General features: G+C 71.9%; 13 protein-coding genes. 5 read left to right on the top strand and 8 right to left on the bottom strand.

Features of this window, described 5'->3' with window-relative positions; genetic code table 11:
* Positions 1-102: 102 nt before the first annotated feature.
* Complete coding sequence (locus ACFVKT_RS12025; RefSeq protein WP_385730318.1) at positions 103-1,035, bottom strand: alpha/beta fold hydrolase; 933 nt, start codon at positions 1,033-1,035, stop codon at positions 103-105.
* 126 nt (positions 1,036-1,161) lie between these two features.
* Between ACFVKT_RS12025 and ACFVKT_RS12020 the strand changes: the two genes are divergently transcribed.
* The gene (locus ACFVKT_RS12020; protein WP_385730316.1) at positions 1,162-3,456 is read left to right on the top strand and encodes a BTAD domain-containing putative transcriptional regulator; all 2,295 of its coding nucleotides are present in this window, start codon (positions 1,162-1,164) and stop codon (positions 3,454-3,456) included.
* Between the two features lie 65 nt (positions 3,457-3,521).
* On the opposite strand, the gene ACFVKT_RS12015 is transcribed toward ACFVKT_RS12020, so the two are convergent.
* From ACFVKT_RS12015 to ACFVKT_RS12005, 3 genes are all read right to left on the bottom strand, one after another.
* Positions 3,522-3,914, bottom strand: coding sequence for a hypothetical protein (locus ACFVKT_RS12015; RefSeq protein WP_385730314.1), 393 nt, complete (start codon positions 3,912-3,914; stop codon positions 3,522-3,524).
* A gap of 24 nt (positions 3,915-3,938) precedes the next feature.
* Positions 3,939-4,436, bottom strand: a complete 498-nt coding sequence (locus ACFVKT_RS12010) for a cupin domain-containing protein (RefSeq protein ID WP_385730312.1) — start codon at positions 4,434-4,436, stop codon at positions 3,939-3,941.
* Positions 4,437-4,518: 82 nt separating this feature from the next.
* A complete protein-coding gene (locus ACFVKT_RS12005; protein ID WP_385730311.1) occupies positions 4,519-4,905 on the bottom strand; it encodes a MerR family transcriptional regulator in 387 nt (128 codons plus the stop codon).
* A gap of 62 nt (positions 4,906-4,967) precedes the next feature.
* On the opposite strand from ACFVKT_RS12005, the gene ACFVKT_RS12000 reads away from it, so the two are divergent.
* Positions 4,968-5,684 carry an SDR family oxidoreductase gene (locus tag ACFVKT_RS12000; RefSeq protein ID WP_385730309.1) on the top strand — a complete coding sequence of 239 codons (717 nt, stop codon included), beginning with the start codon at positions 4,968-4,970 and terminating at the stop codon, positions 5,682-5,684.
* Positions 5,685-5,919: 235 nt separating this feature from the next.
* Here the strand turns inward: ACFVKT_RS12000 and ACFVKT_RS11995 are convergent, their stop codons facing one another.
* From ACFVKT_RS11995 to modA, 3 genes are all read right to left on the bottom strand, one after another.
* Entirely contained in the window at positions 5,920-7,002 is a 1,083-nt protein-coding gene (locus tag ACFVKT_RS11995) for an ABC transporter ATP-binding protein (protein WP_385730307.1), read from the bottom strand.
* A 103-nt stretch (positions 7,003-7,105) separates the two neighbouring features.
* Entirely contained in the window at positions 7,106-8,077 is a 972-nt protein-coding gene (modB, locus tag ACFVKT_RS11990) for a molybdate ABC transporter permease subunit (RefSeq protein WP_385730305.1), read from the bottom strand.
* The gene (gene modA, locus ACFVKT_RS11985; RefSeq protein ID WP_385730303.1) at positions 8,074-8,898 is read right to left on the bottom strand and encodes a molybdate ABC transporter substrate-binding protein; all 825 of its coding nucleotides are present in this window, start codon (positions 8,896-8,898) and stop codon (positions 8,074-8,076) included. Before modA ends, modB begins: the two co-directional genes overlap by 4 nt.
* A 163-nt stretch (positions 8,899-9,061) precedes the next feature.
* On the opposite strand from modA, the gene ACFVKT_RS11980 reads away from it, so the two are divergent.
* Entirely contained in the window at positions 9,062-9,997 is a 936-nt protein-coding gene (locus ACFVKT_RS11980; RefSeq protein ID WP_385730301.1) for a LysR substrate-binding domain-containing protein, read from the top strand.
* 123 nt (positions 9,998-10,120) lie between these two features.
* Positions 10,121-11,287 (top strand): NAD-dependent formate dehydrogenase, encoded by a 1,167-nt coding sequence (locus ACFVKT_RS11975; RefSeq protein WP_385730299.1) that lies wholly within the window; start codon positions 10,121-10,123, stop codon positions 11,285-11,287.
* A gap of 36 nt (positions 11,288-11,323) precedes the next feature.
* On the opposite strand, the gene ACFVKT_RS11970 is transcribed toward ACFVKT_RS11975, so the two are convergent.
* On the bottom strand, positions 11,324-11,719 hold the full coding sequence (locus ACFVKT_RS11970) for a molybdopterin-binding protein (RefSeq protein WP_385730297.1): 396 nt from the start codon (positions 11,717-11,719) through the stop codon (positions 11,324-11,326).
* A gap of 184 nt (positions 11,720-11,903) precedes the next feature.
* On the opposite strand from ACFVKT_RS11970, the gene ACFVKT_RS11965 reads away from it, so the two are divergent.
* The gene (locus ACFVKT_RS11965) at positions 11,904-13,442 is read left to right on the top strand and encodes a protein kinase (RefSeq protein ID WP_385730294.1); all 1,539 of its coding nucleotides are present in this window, start codon (positions 11,904-11,906) and stop codon (positions 13,440-13,442) included.
* The last annotated feature ends 1 nt before the right edge of the window (position 13,443 follow it).

Raw genomic sequence — 13,443 nt, 5'->3', positions numbered from 1 at the left:
CGGCCGGTCCTGCCTACGGGTCATGCCCACGCTGAGTGATCCGCAACCGGCGTCCGGCGTCACAAAGGCGCCAAGGGAGTTACGGGGGGTACGGGGCGCCGGTCAGGGGGTCCGGGTGAGCAGATCCCGTATCGCCTTGGTGACCTCGTCGGGCGCCTCCTCCGCCATGAAGTGCCCGCAGGACACGGTGGAATGGCGCAGATCGGTCGCCCACGTGGCCCACCGGGCGGCGGCGTCGAAACCGAGCGCCGCGCCCCAGTCCTGCTGGAGGACGGTGACCGGCATCCGCAGCCGGTTGCCGGACTCGCGGTCGGCCAGGTCGTGTACGACGTCGATACCGGCGGAGGCACGGTAGTCGGCGACGATCGACGGCACCGCCTCCCGGGACGCCTTCAGATAGGCGGCGCGGATGTCCTCCGGGATGGCCGCCGACTCCGGGTCCGGCGACTCCGATTCCCGGGTCCACTGGTCGAGGAAGTGGCCGAAGAACGCGTCCGGGGCCGCGCCGATCAGTTGCTCCGGCAGGCCCGGCGGCTGCGCCATCAGGTACAGGTGGAAGGCGACCGCCGCGGTCGTTCCGTGCAGCACGTCCCACATGTCGAGGGTGGGCAGCACGTCGAGCGAGGCGAGATGAGTGACCGTGCCGGGGTGGTCGAGCCCGGCACGGACGGCGACGAGCGCGCCCCGGTCGTGGCCCACCAGGGCGAAGCGGTCGTGGCCCAGAGCGCGGGCGAGCGTGACGATGTCGGCGGCCATCGTGCGCTTGGAGTACGTCGTCGGGTCCGCGCCCTCCGTGGGTTCGGCCGGCTTGTCGCTGGCGCCGTAGCCGCGCAGGTCGGGGCAGATGACCGTGTGGTCGGCGGCCAGGTCGGCGGCGACGTGCCGCCACATCAGGTGGGTCTGCGGGAAGCCGTGCAGGAGGACGACGGGGGTGCCGCCGGAGCCGCCGACGGCGACGTTCAGGGACACGTCGGGGGCGACCGGGATGCGGTGGTAGGCGAAGCCCGGGATGGTCGGGGGTGGGATCGGGGGCATTGGTTTCTGCCTCTCGGAGGGGTTCGGAAGGGTGCGGGAGTGGGACGTCTTGAGCTTGCCGCGCGTGAATCAGCGGTGAATCAGCGCGCGTACGGTGGCGGGTGGGCGGCCGGAGAGGGTGGTGGCGTGGAGCAGCGGGTCGTTTTCGGGGTGCTCGGGGCCGTCGTGGCCGAGCGTGACGGGGACTCGCTCGCGTTGAAGGGGCCGCGGCACCGGGCCGTGCTCGCCCGGCTGATCGTGGCCCGTCGGCGGGTCGTGCCGGTCGCCCGGCTGGTCGACGACCTGTGGGAGGACCCGCCGCCGGGAGCCGTGGGTGCGGTGCAGACCTTCGTCGGTGCGCTCCGCCGGGCGCTGGAGCCTGAGCGGTTGCCGCGGACGCCGGCTCGGCTGCTGGTCACCGAGGGGCCCGGGTACGCCTTGCGTGTCCCGCCGGACGCGGTGGACGCGTGGCGGTTCGAGGCGGCTGTCGCTGATGCCGTGAAGCTGCCCGCCGAGGACGCGCTCGGGAGGCTGGAGGTGGCGCTCGGGTGGTGGCGGGGGCCCGCGTATGCCGAGTTCGCGGGGGAAGGGTGGGCTCGGGCGGAGCGCGCCCGGCTTGCCGAGCTGCGGCTTCAGGCGGTCGAGGGGCGTGCTGCGGCTCAGCTGGCGCTGGGCCGTGCGGGAGAGGCGGTTCCCGATCTCGACGCGCACGTTGCCGAGCATCCCTGGCGGGAGGATGCCTGGGGGCTGCTCTCCCTTGCGCTCTATCGGGCCGGGCGGCAGGGGGATGCGCTGGCTGTGCTGCGGCGGGCGCGGGTTGCGTTGGCCGACGAGTTGGGGCTGGATCCCGGGCCGGGGCTGCGGCGGCTTGAGGCGGACATCTTGGCGCAGGCGGAGGGGTTGGGCGGGGGTGGGTTTTCGCCCCCTCCGCCCCTGCCCATTCCTCAAACGCCGGAGGGGCTGATCCCAGCCCGTCCGGCGTTTGAGGACGAGCGCGTTCAGCGCGACGCGGGGGTCTGGGGGCGGAGCCCCCAGGAACGAGGGACGGGTAGGGGCGGAGGGGGCGAAAAACCCCACGGCCCGCACCCCGACGACGCCGTCGCGCAGGTCTGGACACAGACCTCCGCCGCCTACGACCGCACCGTCGGTACGGGCCCACGCGCCCGGCTCGAGTCGGCCGTCGGGCTGCTGCGGAACCTCGCGGTGACCGGCGGCGGCGGGCTGGAGGCGGCGCGGGAACACCGTATGGCGGTGGTCGCGGCGGCGGAGGAGTCCGGGGACGTGGAGCTGACCGCCCGGGTGATCGGCGCGTACGACGTCCCGGCGATCTGGACGCGCGTGGATGATCCCGACCTGGCCGAGCGCCTGGTCGCGGCCGCCGAGCGGACTCTCGCCGCCCTGCCGAAGGGCCCGGCGTATGACGGAGCGCGCTGCCGCCTGCTGGCCACGATCGCGCTGGAGTCACGCGGTACGCACGCGCCCCGCGGACCGGAAGCCGCCCGCGAGGCGGAGGCGATCGCCCGCCGTCTCGACGACCCGGCGCTGCTGGTGTTCGCCCTGAACGGGACGTTCATGCAGTCCTTCAGCCGGGCCGGTCTCGCCGCGCGGCGGGACGGGATCGGCGCGGAACTGATCGCCGTGTCCGCCCGGCACGGCCTGACGACCTACGAGGTCCTCGGCCATCTCATCCGGGTCCAGTCCCGCAGCGCCCTCGCCGACTTCCGTACGGCGGACGAACACGCCGCCGCGGCCGATCGCCTGGCGGAGCGTCATGAACTGCCGCTGGTGGGCGTGTTCACCGAGTGGTACGCGGCGTTGCGGCTGGCCGCCGCCTCGGACCACCGGGAGGAGGCGGAGGCCAACTACCGGGCCGCCGCCGCGCGCCTGGACGGCGCCGGGATGCCCGGCCTGGAACGCGGGCTCCTCGCCCTGGCCCTGCTGAGCCTGCGGGTGCGGGTGCGGGTGCCGCCGAGCGGCGGGGATCCGTGCGTGGACGGGGGCCCGTGCGTGGACGGGGGCCCGTGCGTGGACGGGGGCCCGTGCGTGGACGGGGGCCCGTGCGTGGACGGGGGCCCGTGCGTGGACGGGGGCCCGTACGCGGACTGGGGCCCGTGCGCGGACTGGGGCCCGTACGCGGACTGGGGCCCGTACCGCCCCTGGGCCGAACCGCTGCTCCTCCTGGCGGCGGGCCGCCGGGCGGAGGCGGCCGTCGCGCTGCGTGCCGTGCCCGAGCCGCCCCGGGACCTGTTGTACGAGGCCCTGTGCTGTCTGGAGGCCCGCGCCGCCCTCGCCCTGGACGACCGGGCGGCGCTGGAGTGCTGCTACGCCCGGCTCCTCCCGGCGGCCGGGGAACTCGCGGGCGCGGGAAGCGGGTTGCTCACCTTCGGGCCCGTCGAGCACTGGCTCACGCAGATCGAGACGGCACTGCGCGCTCCGGCGTGACCACCGGACACCAGCTACGAAGGGTGACGCCGGAGCCCGCGGCCCGCGCCCTCCATTCCGGAGCGTCAGGGCTCGGCAGATTCCCCGGTGAGCAGGTCATCCGCGCGGGTGGCTGTGAGGGCACGGTCGAACCAGAGGGTGAGGACCTCGAGGTCGGTGCAGGAGGTGATGCGGTCGTGGGTGCCCTCGGGGACCGGGACACCGTTCTTCTCGAGCACGCGCAGGATCAGCGACGCCTCACCTTCGGCCTCACCTTCAGCTTTGCCTTCGGCCTTGCCTTCGAGGTACGCCGTCTCGCGGACACTTCCCCGGCCGGGGAAGTAACTGACGAAGCTCAGGATCTTCCTCCACTTGTCTCCGGCTGGGGTGTTCCCCAGGCTGGCGACGGCCCCACCCGAATACTCCCTGTCACCCCGGACGGGCTCGCCGCGCTGCTGGCCCGAATCCACGCGTCGCACGCCTGACCGGCATCGCCCTGGGCCTCAGTCCCCGGAGTCGATGAGCCGGAAGTCCGCGTAGTCGAAGCCGGGGGCCACGACGCAGCTGACCAGGACCTCCTGGTCGGTGGCCGGGTGGGCGGACTGCCAGATGCCGCCGGGTACGAGGGCTTGAGGGCGTTCGCCGTTCTCCACGCCGGGGCCGAGGCGGATGACTTCCGGGGCCCCGCCCGGCTGGTCGGCGTCGCCGCCGAGGAGGAGTTCCAGTGGGCCGCCGCGGTGCCAGAGCCAGAGTTCGTCGGAACGGACCGTGTGCCAGGCGGAGGTGTCGCCCGGGCCGAGCAGGAAGTAGATACCGGTAGCGACGGCACGGGGGCCGGGGTAGCCGTCGGGACGGAAGGTTTGCGGCGACCGCCAGGTTTCGACGAACCAGCCGCCTTCCGGGTGCCGTCGCATGCCCAGCGCGGCGGCCAGCGCCGGGGTCTCGGAAGCGGGACGCTTGGTGGAGGCAGGGGACTCGGGATCGCGAGGGGTCGGTGTCACAAGGTCCCTTTTAGTGCCCGCTTTCGATCCTGGCGAGACTTTGGCCGGCCCAAATTCGAACGGGGCGAGGAGGTCCGGTCGATCATGTGGCGGCATCCGCGTTCGCCGAGCAGGTAGCTGGAGAGACCGCGGACTTGGTGGCGAGGCCGATCAGCTCATCGAGTCGGTCGTGCGCTCTGGTCAGGTCGTCGATCTGGGTCCGGATGCGGTCGCGTTCGTCCTTGAGTCGCTGTGTCATCCGTGGAGTCGCGACGAGGGTGTCCAGGAAGGGCAGGACCTGCAAGATCGCTTTGCTGCTCAGCCCGGCCGAGTAGAGAAGCTGTATGAACTTCACCCGCTCAACGGCGGACTCGGGATACTGCCGGTGGCCGCTGGGGCTGCGGTCGGCGATGACGAGCCCCTGCTCCTCGTAGTACCGCAGCGCGCGGACGCTGACCCCAGCGCCTTCGGCCACCTTTCCGATACGCATGGCACCTCCTGGGCGGAACGGACTTGATCCTCACGTCGACGTGAGGTTTTAGCCTACGTCCTATGAACATCCACGGAGCCACCGCGCTCGTCACGGGAGCCAACCGCGGCATCGGCCGCCATCTTGCCGCCCAGCTAGTCGAGCGGGGCGCGAAGGTCTACGCGACCGCCCGTCGACCCGGGTCGATCGATCTCGACGGTGTCGAGGTCCTCGCCCTGGACATCTCCGACCCTCTCGCCGTTGAGGCGGCGGCTCGCGCGGCGGGCGACGTCGACCTGCTCGTCAACAACGCCGGAATCGGCGGAGGCGCCCTGCTCGGTGACCTGGACGCTGTCCGTGCCGCGCTGGACGTGAACTTCTGGGGCACGCTGTCCATGGCCCGCGCCTTCGCGCCGGTCCTCGCGGCGAACGGCGGGGGCGCGATGGTGAACATCGCCTCGTCGGCGTCCTGGTTCGTCTTCCCCGGCAGCAGCGCCTACGCGGTCTCGAAGGCCGCCGTCTGGAGCATGGGCAACGCCCTGCGCCAGGAACTGGCCGGGCAGGGCACGAGCGTCACCTCGGTGCACCTCGGAGCGGCGGACACCGACATGATGAAGGGCTACGACGTACCCAAGATGGACCCGGCCGATGTCGCACGTATCGCTCTCGACGGTGTCGAGGCCGATGCGTTCGAGGTGGTCGTCGACGAGTTCACCGCGATGGTCAAGGCGTCGCTGAGCGAGGATCCTCGCGACTTCGACAAGCAGTTCCAGCAGTTCCAGCAGTTCCTGAACTCCTGAGGCTCCTCGACGACGCTGGAGTTCTGGTCCGGCAGGCCGCTGCGTCGCTCTTGGGCCTGCCCGCAGCCGGTCGCGTCGCTGAGCTGGAGGTGGTTGCCCAAGCGCCGGCGGAGGAGAGCGCGGAGGTGAAGCCACTGAACATCAACGAGAGGCCGGTGGACCGCGCGCATACCGGGCATTCCGCCCGCTCCTCGTGCTGGCGGATCGGGGGCCTTGAGGGGACGTTCCCGGCCGCTCACGCCGGATACGCGTGCGTCTGCGCCGCCTTGACCGTCGCCCAGACGGGCGCGCCCGGACGCAGGTCGAGTTCGGCGGCGGCGACGGTGGTGAGGTCGGCGGCCAGCGGGAGTTCGCCGGTGAGGTCCGCGCGGATCTGGTCGCCGTGTGTTTCCAGGCCGCTGACCTCGCAACTCCACAGGTTGCGGGCGCTGGAGCCGGTGGGGCGGTCGCGGTGGAGGGTGACGGCGCTCGGCGGGAAGGCCACGAAGACGGGACCGGTGAGGTCCTCGGTCGTCGTGATCGCCGGACCCGCGTCGAGCCGTACCGTGTGGCCGTCCGCCCGCCCCCGGTAGAGGTTCAGGCCGACGAGCTGGGCGATGTAGTCCGTACGCGGATGGCGCGCGATGTCCGACGGGGTGCCGTCCTGGACCGCGCGGCCGTCCTCGATGACCACCAGCCGGTCCGCCAGCACCATCGCGTCCAGCGGGTCGTGCGTCACCAGTATTGCGACGGCCTCGAAGTCGGCCAGATGGCGCCGGAGTTGGGCACGTACGTCGAGGCGGGTGCGGGCGTCGAGTGCGGCGAGCGGCTCGTCGAGCAGGAGCAGCCGGGGGTGGGTGGCCAGCGCGCGGGCGAGGGCGACGCGCTGGGCCTGACCGCCGGACAGCCGGCGGGGCTTGGCGCCCGCGTGCTCGGCCAGACCCATCCGGTCCAGCCAGCCGGCGGCCTGGGCGCGGGCCTCCGCCTTCGGCACGCCCTGGCAGCGCGGCCCGAAGGCGACGTTGTCGAGAGCGGTGAGGTGCGGGAAGAGCAGATAGTCCTGGAAGACGACGCCCACGGGACGGGACTCGGGCGGCGTACGGTCCAAGTCGCTGCCGTCCAGGCGCAGATGACCGCCGGCGGAGAGCGGGGTGAGTCCGGCCAGGGCGCGCAGCGCGGTGGTCTTGCCCGCGCCGTTCGGGCCGAGGAGCGCGACGACGTCGCCGGGGGCGGCGGTGAGGGTGACGTCGAGGTGGAAGGAGCCCCGGTCGACGACGAGACGGGTGTCGAGGCCCCTGCCGAGGCCCTTGTCGGACGCGGGGGATACATCGGTCGTCATGACACCTCCGTCGTGCGGGATACGTCTGTCGTCATGACCACCTCCGTCGTGCGGGATGGGCCGGTCCTCATGACCGCCTCCGTCGTGCGGGATGGGCCGGTACTCATGACACTCCCGTCATCCAGCGGTCGCGCAGGCAGGCCAGTACCGCGATCGATACGGCGAGCAGGACCAGGCTGAGGGCTATTGCGGCGGCCGGGTCGTTCTGGAGGGCCAGGTATACCGCCAGCGGCATGGTCTGCGTACGGCCGGGGAAGTTCCCCGCGAAGGTGATCGTCGCGCCGAACTCGCCGAGCGCGCGGGCCCAGGCCAGTACGGCGCCCGCCGCCACGCCGGGCGCGATCAGCGGCAGGGTGACCCGGCGGAACGCGGTGAAACGGGAGGCGCCCAGCGTCGTCGCGGCCTCCTCGTAGCGCGGATCGGCGGCCCGGAGCGTGCCCTCCACGCTGATGACCAGGAACGGCATCGCGACGAACGCCTCGGCGACCACCACCCCCGCCGTGGTGAACGGCAGTGTGATCCCGAAGGCCGAGTCCAGCCACTGCCCGACGACGCCGTTGCGGCCGAGGGCAAGGAGCAGCGCGACACCGCCGACGACCGGGGGCAGCACCAGGGGCAGGGTGACCAGCGCGCGTACGAAGCCGCGTCCCGGGAAGTCCGTGCGGGCAAGCAGCCAGGCGAGCGGCACCCCGAGGACCAGGCTCACGGCGGTGGCCGCCGTCGCGGTGAACAGGGAGAGCTGGAGGGCCTGCCAGACCTCCGCACTGGTGAGCTGGTCCGGGAGGCTGCGCCAGGGGGCCCGTAGGAGCAGTGCGACGAGGGGGAGGAGCAGGAAGGCCAGCCCTACGAGGGCAGGCAGGAGGAGAGGAAGCGGCACCCCGCCCCGGAGGCCGGGGACTCTGCTCCTGCCGGGGACTCTGCTCCGCTTGCCGAGCCCCCCGCCCCGCTTGCCGGGGCCCCCGCTCCGCCTGCCCGGCACCCCGCCGCCACCCCGGACACGCCGACGCCGTGGCCCACCGGTGACGGTGTCGGTGTCGGTCGCGGCGTCGGAGCTGTCGGGGGCGGGCTCGGTCACGGCTTCAGGAACCCGGCGGTCGTCAGCACCTGCTGGCCCTCGGCGGACTGGACCAGCGCGATGAACGCCTTCGCCGCGGCCGCGTTGGGCGCGTCCTTGAGCAGGGTGATCGGGTAGTCGTTGATGGCCTCGGCCGACTCGGGGAAGTCCACGCCCTCCACCTTGTCACCCGCAGCGTTCACATCGGTCTTGTAGACGACGGCGGCGTCGGCCTCCTTCAGCTCCACCTTCGTCAGGGCGCTCTTGACGTCCTGCTCGTAGGAGACCGGGGTGAGCTTGAGGCCGCTCGCGTCCAGCGCCTTCTGCGCGGCGGCGCCGCACGGGACGGTCTCGTCGCAGAGCACGACCTTGAGGCCGGACTTGGTGAGGTCCTTCAGGGAGGCGATCCTGTCGGGGTTGCCGGGCAGGGTCGCGATCTCCAGCTGGTTGCGCGCGAAGGTGGCGGGGGTGCCGGACGCGTCCTTCGCGTCCGTCACGATCGCCATCGTCTTGGGGCTCGCGGAGGCGAACACATCGGCCGGCGCGCCCCCGGTGATGCTCGCGGCGAGCGTGTCACTGCCGCCGAAGCTGAATGTCACCTTCGTGCCGGGGTGGGCCTTCTCGAAGTCCTTGCCCAGCGTCGTGAAGCTCTCCTGGAGCGAGGCCGCGGCGAAGACGGTCACCGTGCCGGAGAGCTCCGGGGAGGCGGAGGCCGAGCTGTCCGACGACGACGACGATGACGATGATGACGAAGACGTGTTGGAGTCGGAGGAGGAGCAGGCGCTGAGCGCCAGGAGCGCGGCGGCGGTGCCTCCGGCGAGGCGAACGGAACGGGTGAGCACAGGACTACTCCCTCGGGAAGGTATGTGCGGATCATACTTCCGCATATGCAAGCCATAAGTCTCCTGTCACTTTGCATGAGCCGTGTGATCGGTCGGTAGTGCTGGTATGTGCGTTCGTACCGAGCTTGTCGTTGCCCGGGTACCGTCATAGCGGAGGTGACTGATGCTGCTGCGTCAGCTTGAGTACCTGGTCGCGCTCGCCCGGGAGCGGCATTTCGCGCGGGCGGCGGCCGCCTGTTTTGTGTCGCAGCCGTCCCTGTCCGCCGCGATCCGGCGCCTGGAGCACGAGCTGGACGTGCCGATCGTGCGGCGGGCCAGACGGTACGAGGGGCTGACCCCGGAGGGCGAGGTCGTCCTCGCCTGGGCGCACCGCATCCTCGCGGAGCGGGACGCCCTGCGCCAGGAGCTGTCGGCGCTGCGCGGCGGCCTGACCGGCACCCTGCGCCTCGGCATCGTCCCCACCGCGCTGCCCGCCGCCTCCCTCCTCACCAACCCGTTCTGCGAGCGCCACCCGCAGGCCAGGGTCAGCCTGGAGTCACTGTCGTCCGCCGAGATCACCCACGGGTTCGCCGAGTTCGAGCTGGACGCGGCGATGACGTATCTGGACGACGACGAGCTGCGGCACGTACGCCGGTTTCCGCTGTACGAGGAGCGGTACGTGCTGCTCACTCCCGTCGACGGCCCGCTGGCCGCCGCGTCGTCGGCCCGCTGGGCGGAGGCGGCGGTGCTGCCCCTGTGCCTGCTGAGCCCCCGGATGCGCAACCGCCGGATCATCGACGAGTGCTTCACCGCCGACGGCGCCAAGGCCGAGCCCGCGATCGAGTCGGACAGCGTGGCCGGGCTGTACGCGCATCTGCCCGGCGGCCGCTGGTCCAGCGTGATCTCGCACGCCTGGCTGCACATGTTCGGCGTACCGGAGGGGATGCGGGTGGTACCGCTGAAGGGTCCCGCGCACGGGCCGCGGGTGGGGCTCGTGGTGGCCGAGGGGGATCCGCAGTCCGTGCTCGCGGAGGCGCTGCTGAAGGTGGCACGGGAGGCGGGGGTGCGCGACGCGCTGGACGCGCTGCTGCACACGTACCTGGAGGAGATACGGGAGTAGCGCGGCCGCCGGGCAGATAGCCGCCGGCTATCTCGGCATAACAACGTTCGCTTTGACCTGCGGATTCGACCCCGAGGATGGTGAAGAGCACCTTCACACAACGGAGTTGAGGAGAGCCGCGACATGGCCAAGGTGCTCTGCGTTCTGTACGACGACCCGACCGACGGATACCCGAAGACGTACGCCCGGGACGATCTGCCCGTCATCGACCACTACCCCGGCGGCCAGACCACGCCCACCCCGAAGGCGACCGACTTCACCCCCGGCCACCTGCTCGGCAGCGTGACCGGCGAGCTGGGCCTGCGCCGCTTCCTGGAGGAGCGCGGCCACACCCTGGTCGTCACCTCCGACAAGGACGGCGAGGGCTCGGTCTTCGACCGTGAGCTGCCCGACGCGGACATCGTGATCTCGCAGCCGTTCTGGCCGGCCTACCTGACCCCCGAGCGCATCGCCGCCGCCAAGAACCTGAAGCTGGCGGTCACGGCGGGTATCGGCTCCGACCACGTCGACCTCGACTCGGCCATCGCGCGCGGTGTGACGGTCGCCGAGGTGACGTACTGCAACAGCATCAGCGTCGCCGAGCACGTGGTGATGATGACGCTCTCGCTCGTACGGAACTACCTCCCCTCGCACCAGGTGGTCCTGGACGGCGGCTGGAACATCGCCGACTGCGTGGCGCGGTCGTACGACCTCGAAGGCATGCACGTCGGCACGGTCGCCGCCGGGCGGATCGGGCTCGCGGTGCTGCGCCGCCTGGCGCCCTTCGACGTGAAGCTGCACTACACGGACCGCCACCGGCTGCCGCGCGAGACCGAGGAGGAGCTGGGCCTGACCTGGCACGAGAGCTCGCAGGACATGGCCCCGCACTGCGACGTCGTCACCATCAACGCGCCGCTGCACCCGGAGACGGAGGGGCTGTTCGGGGACGAGCTGCTCGGTGCGATGAAGCGCGGCGCGTATCTGATCAACACGGCCAGGGCGAAGATCGTGGACCGCGACGCGGTCGACCGTGCCCTGCGGAGCGGGCAGTTGGCGGGGTACGCGGGCGACGTCTGGTATCCGCAGCCCGCCCCTGCGGATCACCCCTGGCGCACCATGCCGCACCACGGGATGACCCCGCACATCTCCGGTTCCTCGCTCTCCGCGCAGGCCCGTTACGCGGCGGGCACCCGGGAGATCCTGGAGTCGTTCTTCGACGGCACCCCGATCCGGGACGAGTACCTGATCGTCGACGGGGGCGCGCTGGCGGGCACGGGGGCGCACTCGTACTCGACGTCGACGACAACCTGACGGCCATGACGTCCAGCTGACGGAGGTGAGCGGGCCCTAGCTCCGGTCGATGTGCACGTTCGTCGACTTCACCCTCGCGGTGGCCTCCATGCCGACCTCCAGGCCCAGTTCCTCGACAGCCTCCCGGGTGAGGAGGGAGACCAGCCGGTGCGGCCCGGCCTGGATCTCCACCTGGGCGGCGACGTCACCGAGCTTGACGGCGGTGACGATGCCCGCGAACGCGTTCCGTACGGAGGTGTAGGAGGCGACGTCCTCCTCACCGCCGGTCTTCGCCAGTTCCACGGAGAACGCGGCCAGATCCCGGCCGTCGATGAGCCGCCGCCCGCCGTCGTCCCGGTGGGTGGCAACCCGCCCGGCGTCCGCCCACCGCCGGGCGGTGTCCGGGCTCACGCCGAGCAGTCGGGCGGCCTGGCCGATTGTGTAGGACTGCATACGCGTCACGATACGGGGAGCCGGCCGCCCGTCTTGCGGAGCGGTCGGGCGACCTGCCGAGGCGGTCCCGCAACCTGCGCCGGTTATGGTGTCGACGCGAATCGAACACCACAAGCAGCTAGAACGCGGAACGCAGCACGTGGCGGGTGACACGTGGCACGGAGAGAGTCGGCGAGGGCGCGTTGTGTCGGACGAGGGGCGGCTGATCGCCGGGCGGTACCGGTTGGCCGAGCAGATCGGGCGCGGTGGCATGGGCACCGTGTGGCGGGCCCAGGACGAGGTTCTCAGCCGGGACGTCGCGCTGAAGCGGCTGCATGTCCAGCGCCACCTCACCGACGACGAGCTCGCCACGCTCTACGAACGCACCCGGCGTGAGGCGCGCAGCGCCGCCCGTATCGCCCATCCCAACGTGGTCGTCGTCCATGACGTCGTCGATGACGAGGGGCTGCCCTGCATCGTCATGGAGTACGTGCCCTCGACGACCCTCGGTGAGCTGCTCAAGGGCGGCGGGACAGTCCCGCCCGGCGAGGCCGCCCGGATCGGGCTCGGCATGGTCGCCGCGCTGCGGGCCGCGCACGCGGCCGGGGTCCTGCACCGTGACGTGAAGCCCGGCAACGTACTCCTGGGTGCCGGCGGCCGTGTCGTCCTCACCGACTTCGGTATCGCGATGGCGAGCGGCACCTCGACGCTGACGAAGACCGGCGAGCTCGTCGGGTCGGTCGACTACATCGCGCCCGAGCGGATGCGGGGCCACCGACCGGGGCCCGCCGCCGACCTCTGGGCGCTGGGAGCGACCCTGTTCCAGGCCGTCGAGGGGCGGCCCCCGTTCCGTAAGGACACGGCGGTGGAGACGGCGTACTCCGTCGTCGCCGACCCCCTAGAGCCCATGAAGCACGCCGGGCCGCTCGAACCCCTCGTCGAAGCGCTGCTGGCCAAGGACCCGGACGCGCGGCCGTCCGCGGAGGAGACGGAACGAGCGCTGCGCGCGGTGCCTGTGGGGGATGGAGAGGCGCCGACGGTGTTCACGCCGGGTGCGCAGGCGCCGCCCGCACCCACCCGACGGGAGCCTTCACCGATGCCGGCCCCGGTCCCGGCTCGGTCCGGAAGGAAGCGGCGCGCGTTCGGCTGGAGCGCGGCGGCCGTGATGGTGGCAGCCGCCGTCACCGCGGGCGGCATCTACGTCGTGTCGCGCCACGGCGACGGAGGCGCGGGCGGCACCGCCCAGACCGCCGGCACCACACCCGCGACCACGCCCGCGACCGCGTCCGCCCCTCCCCCCGTCCCCGCGGGCTATCACCTGGTCACGGAGAAGACGCTGGGCATCGCCTTCCCTGTCCCGGACGGCTGGACCCGCGGCAAGGCGACGAGCGAAGAGGCCAACTTCGCCGACACCACGGGCCTCGCCGGGCTCACGATCGACATCGTGGACCCCGCGGGCCCCAACCCCGTCTCGCACTTCACGAACATCGAGGCGAACACCAAGGTCAACTACTCCACGTACCGGAAACTGCGCATGCAGCGCACCACCTTCCAAGGGCAGCCCGCGGCCGTATGGGAGTTCACCTTCGAGGGACGGGTCCGGGCCTTCCGTGCCATCGACTTCGGCTTCGGGCGGGAGGGTGACAGGGAGTACGACATCTATCTCTCGGCACCCGACAAGCAGTGGGACACCTTCCGCCCCGTCTTCGACCAGGTCAAGGCGGGCTTCCGCACGCTCCGTTGAG

Origin of the sequence: Streptomyces sp. NPDC127595 (assembly GCF_042671685.1) — a bacterium.
Classification (GTDB): Bacteria; Actinomycetota; Actinomycetes; order Streptomycetales; family Streptomycetaceae; genus Streptomyces.
This window is presented reverse-complemented; position numbering and strand designations above follow the sequence as displayed.

What these genes read in the sequence shown, in the direction of transcription:
- ACFVKT_RS12025 (WP_385730318.1), bottom strand. Translation starts at nt 1,035, where the DNA reads ATGCCCCCGATCCCACCCCCGACCATCCCGGGCTTCGCCTACCACCGC.
- ACFVKT_RS12005 (WP_385730311.1), bottom strand. Translation starts at nt 4,905, where the DNA reads ATGCGTATCGGAAAGGTGGCCGAAGGCGCTGGGGTCAGCGTCCGCGCG.
- ACFVKT_RS12000 (WP_385730309.1), top strand. Translation starts at nt 4,968, where the DNA reads ATGAACATCCACGGAGCCACCGCGCTCGTCACGGGAGCCAACCGCGGC.
- ACFVKT_RS11995 (WP_385730307.1), bottom strand. Translation starts at nt 7,002, where the DNA reads ATGACGACCGATGTATCCCCCGCGTCCGACAAGGGCCTCGGCAGGGGC.
- ACFVKT_RS11980 (WP_385730301.1), top strand. Translation starts at nt 9,062, where the DNA reads ATGCTGCTGCGTCAGCTTGAGTACCTGGTCGCGCTCGCCCGGGAGCGG.
- ACFVKT_RS11975 (WP_385730299.1), top strand. Translation starts at nt 10,121, where the DNA reads ATGGCCAAGGTGCTCTGCGTTCTGTACGACGACCCGACCGACGGATAC.
- ACFVKT_RS11970 (WP_385730297.1), bottom strand. Translation starts at nt 11,719, where the DNA reads ATGCAGTCCTACACAATCGGCCAGGCCGCCCGACTGCTCGGCGTGAGC.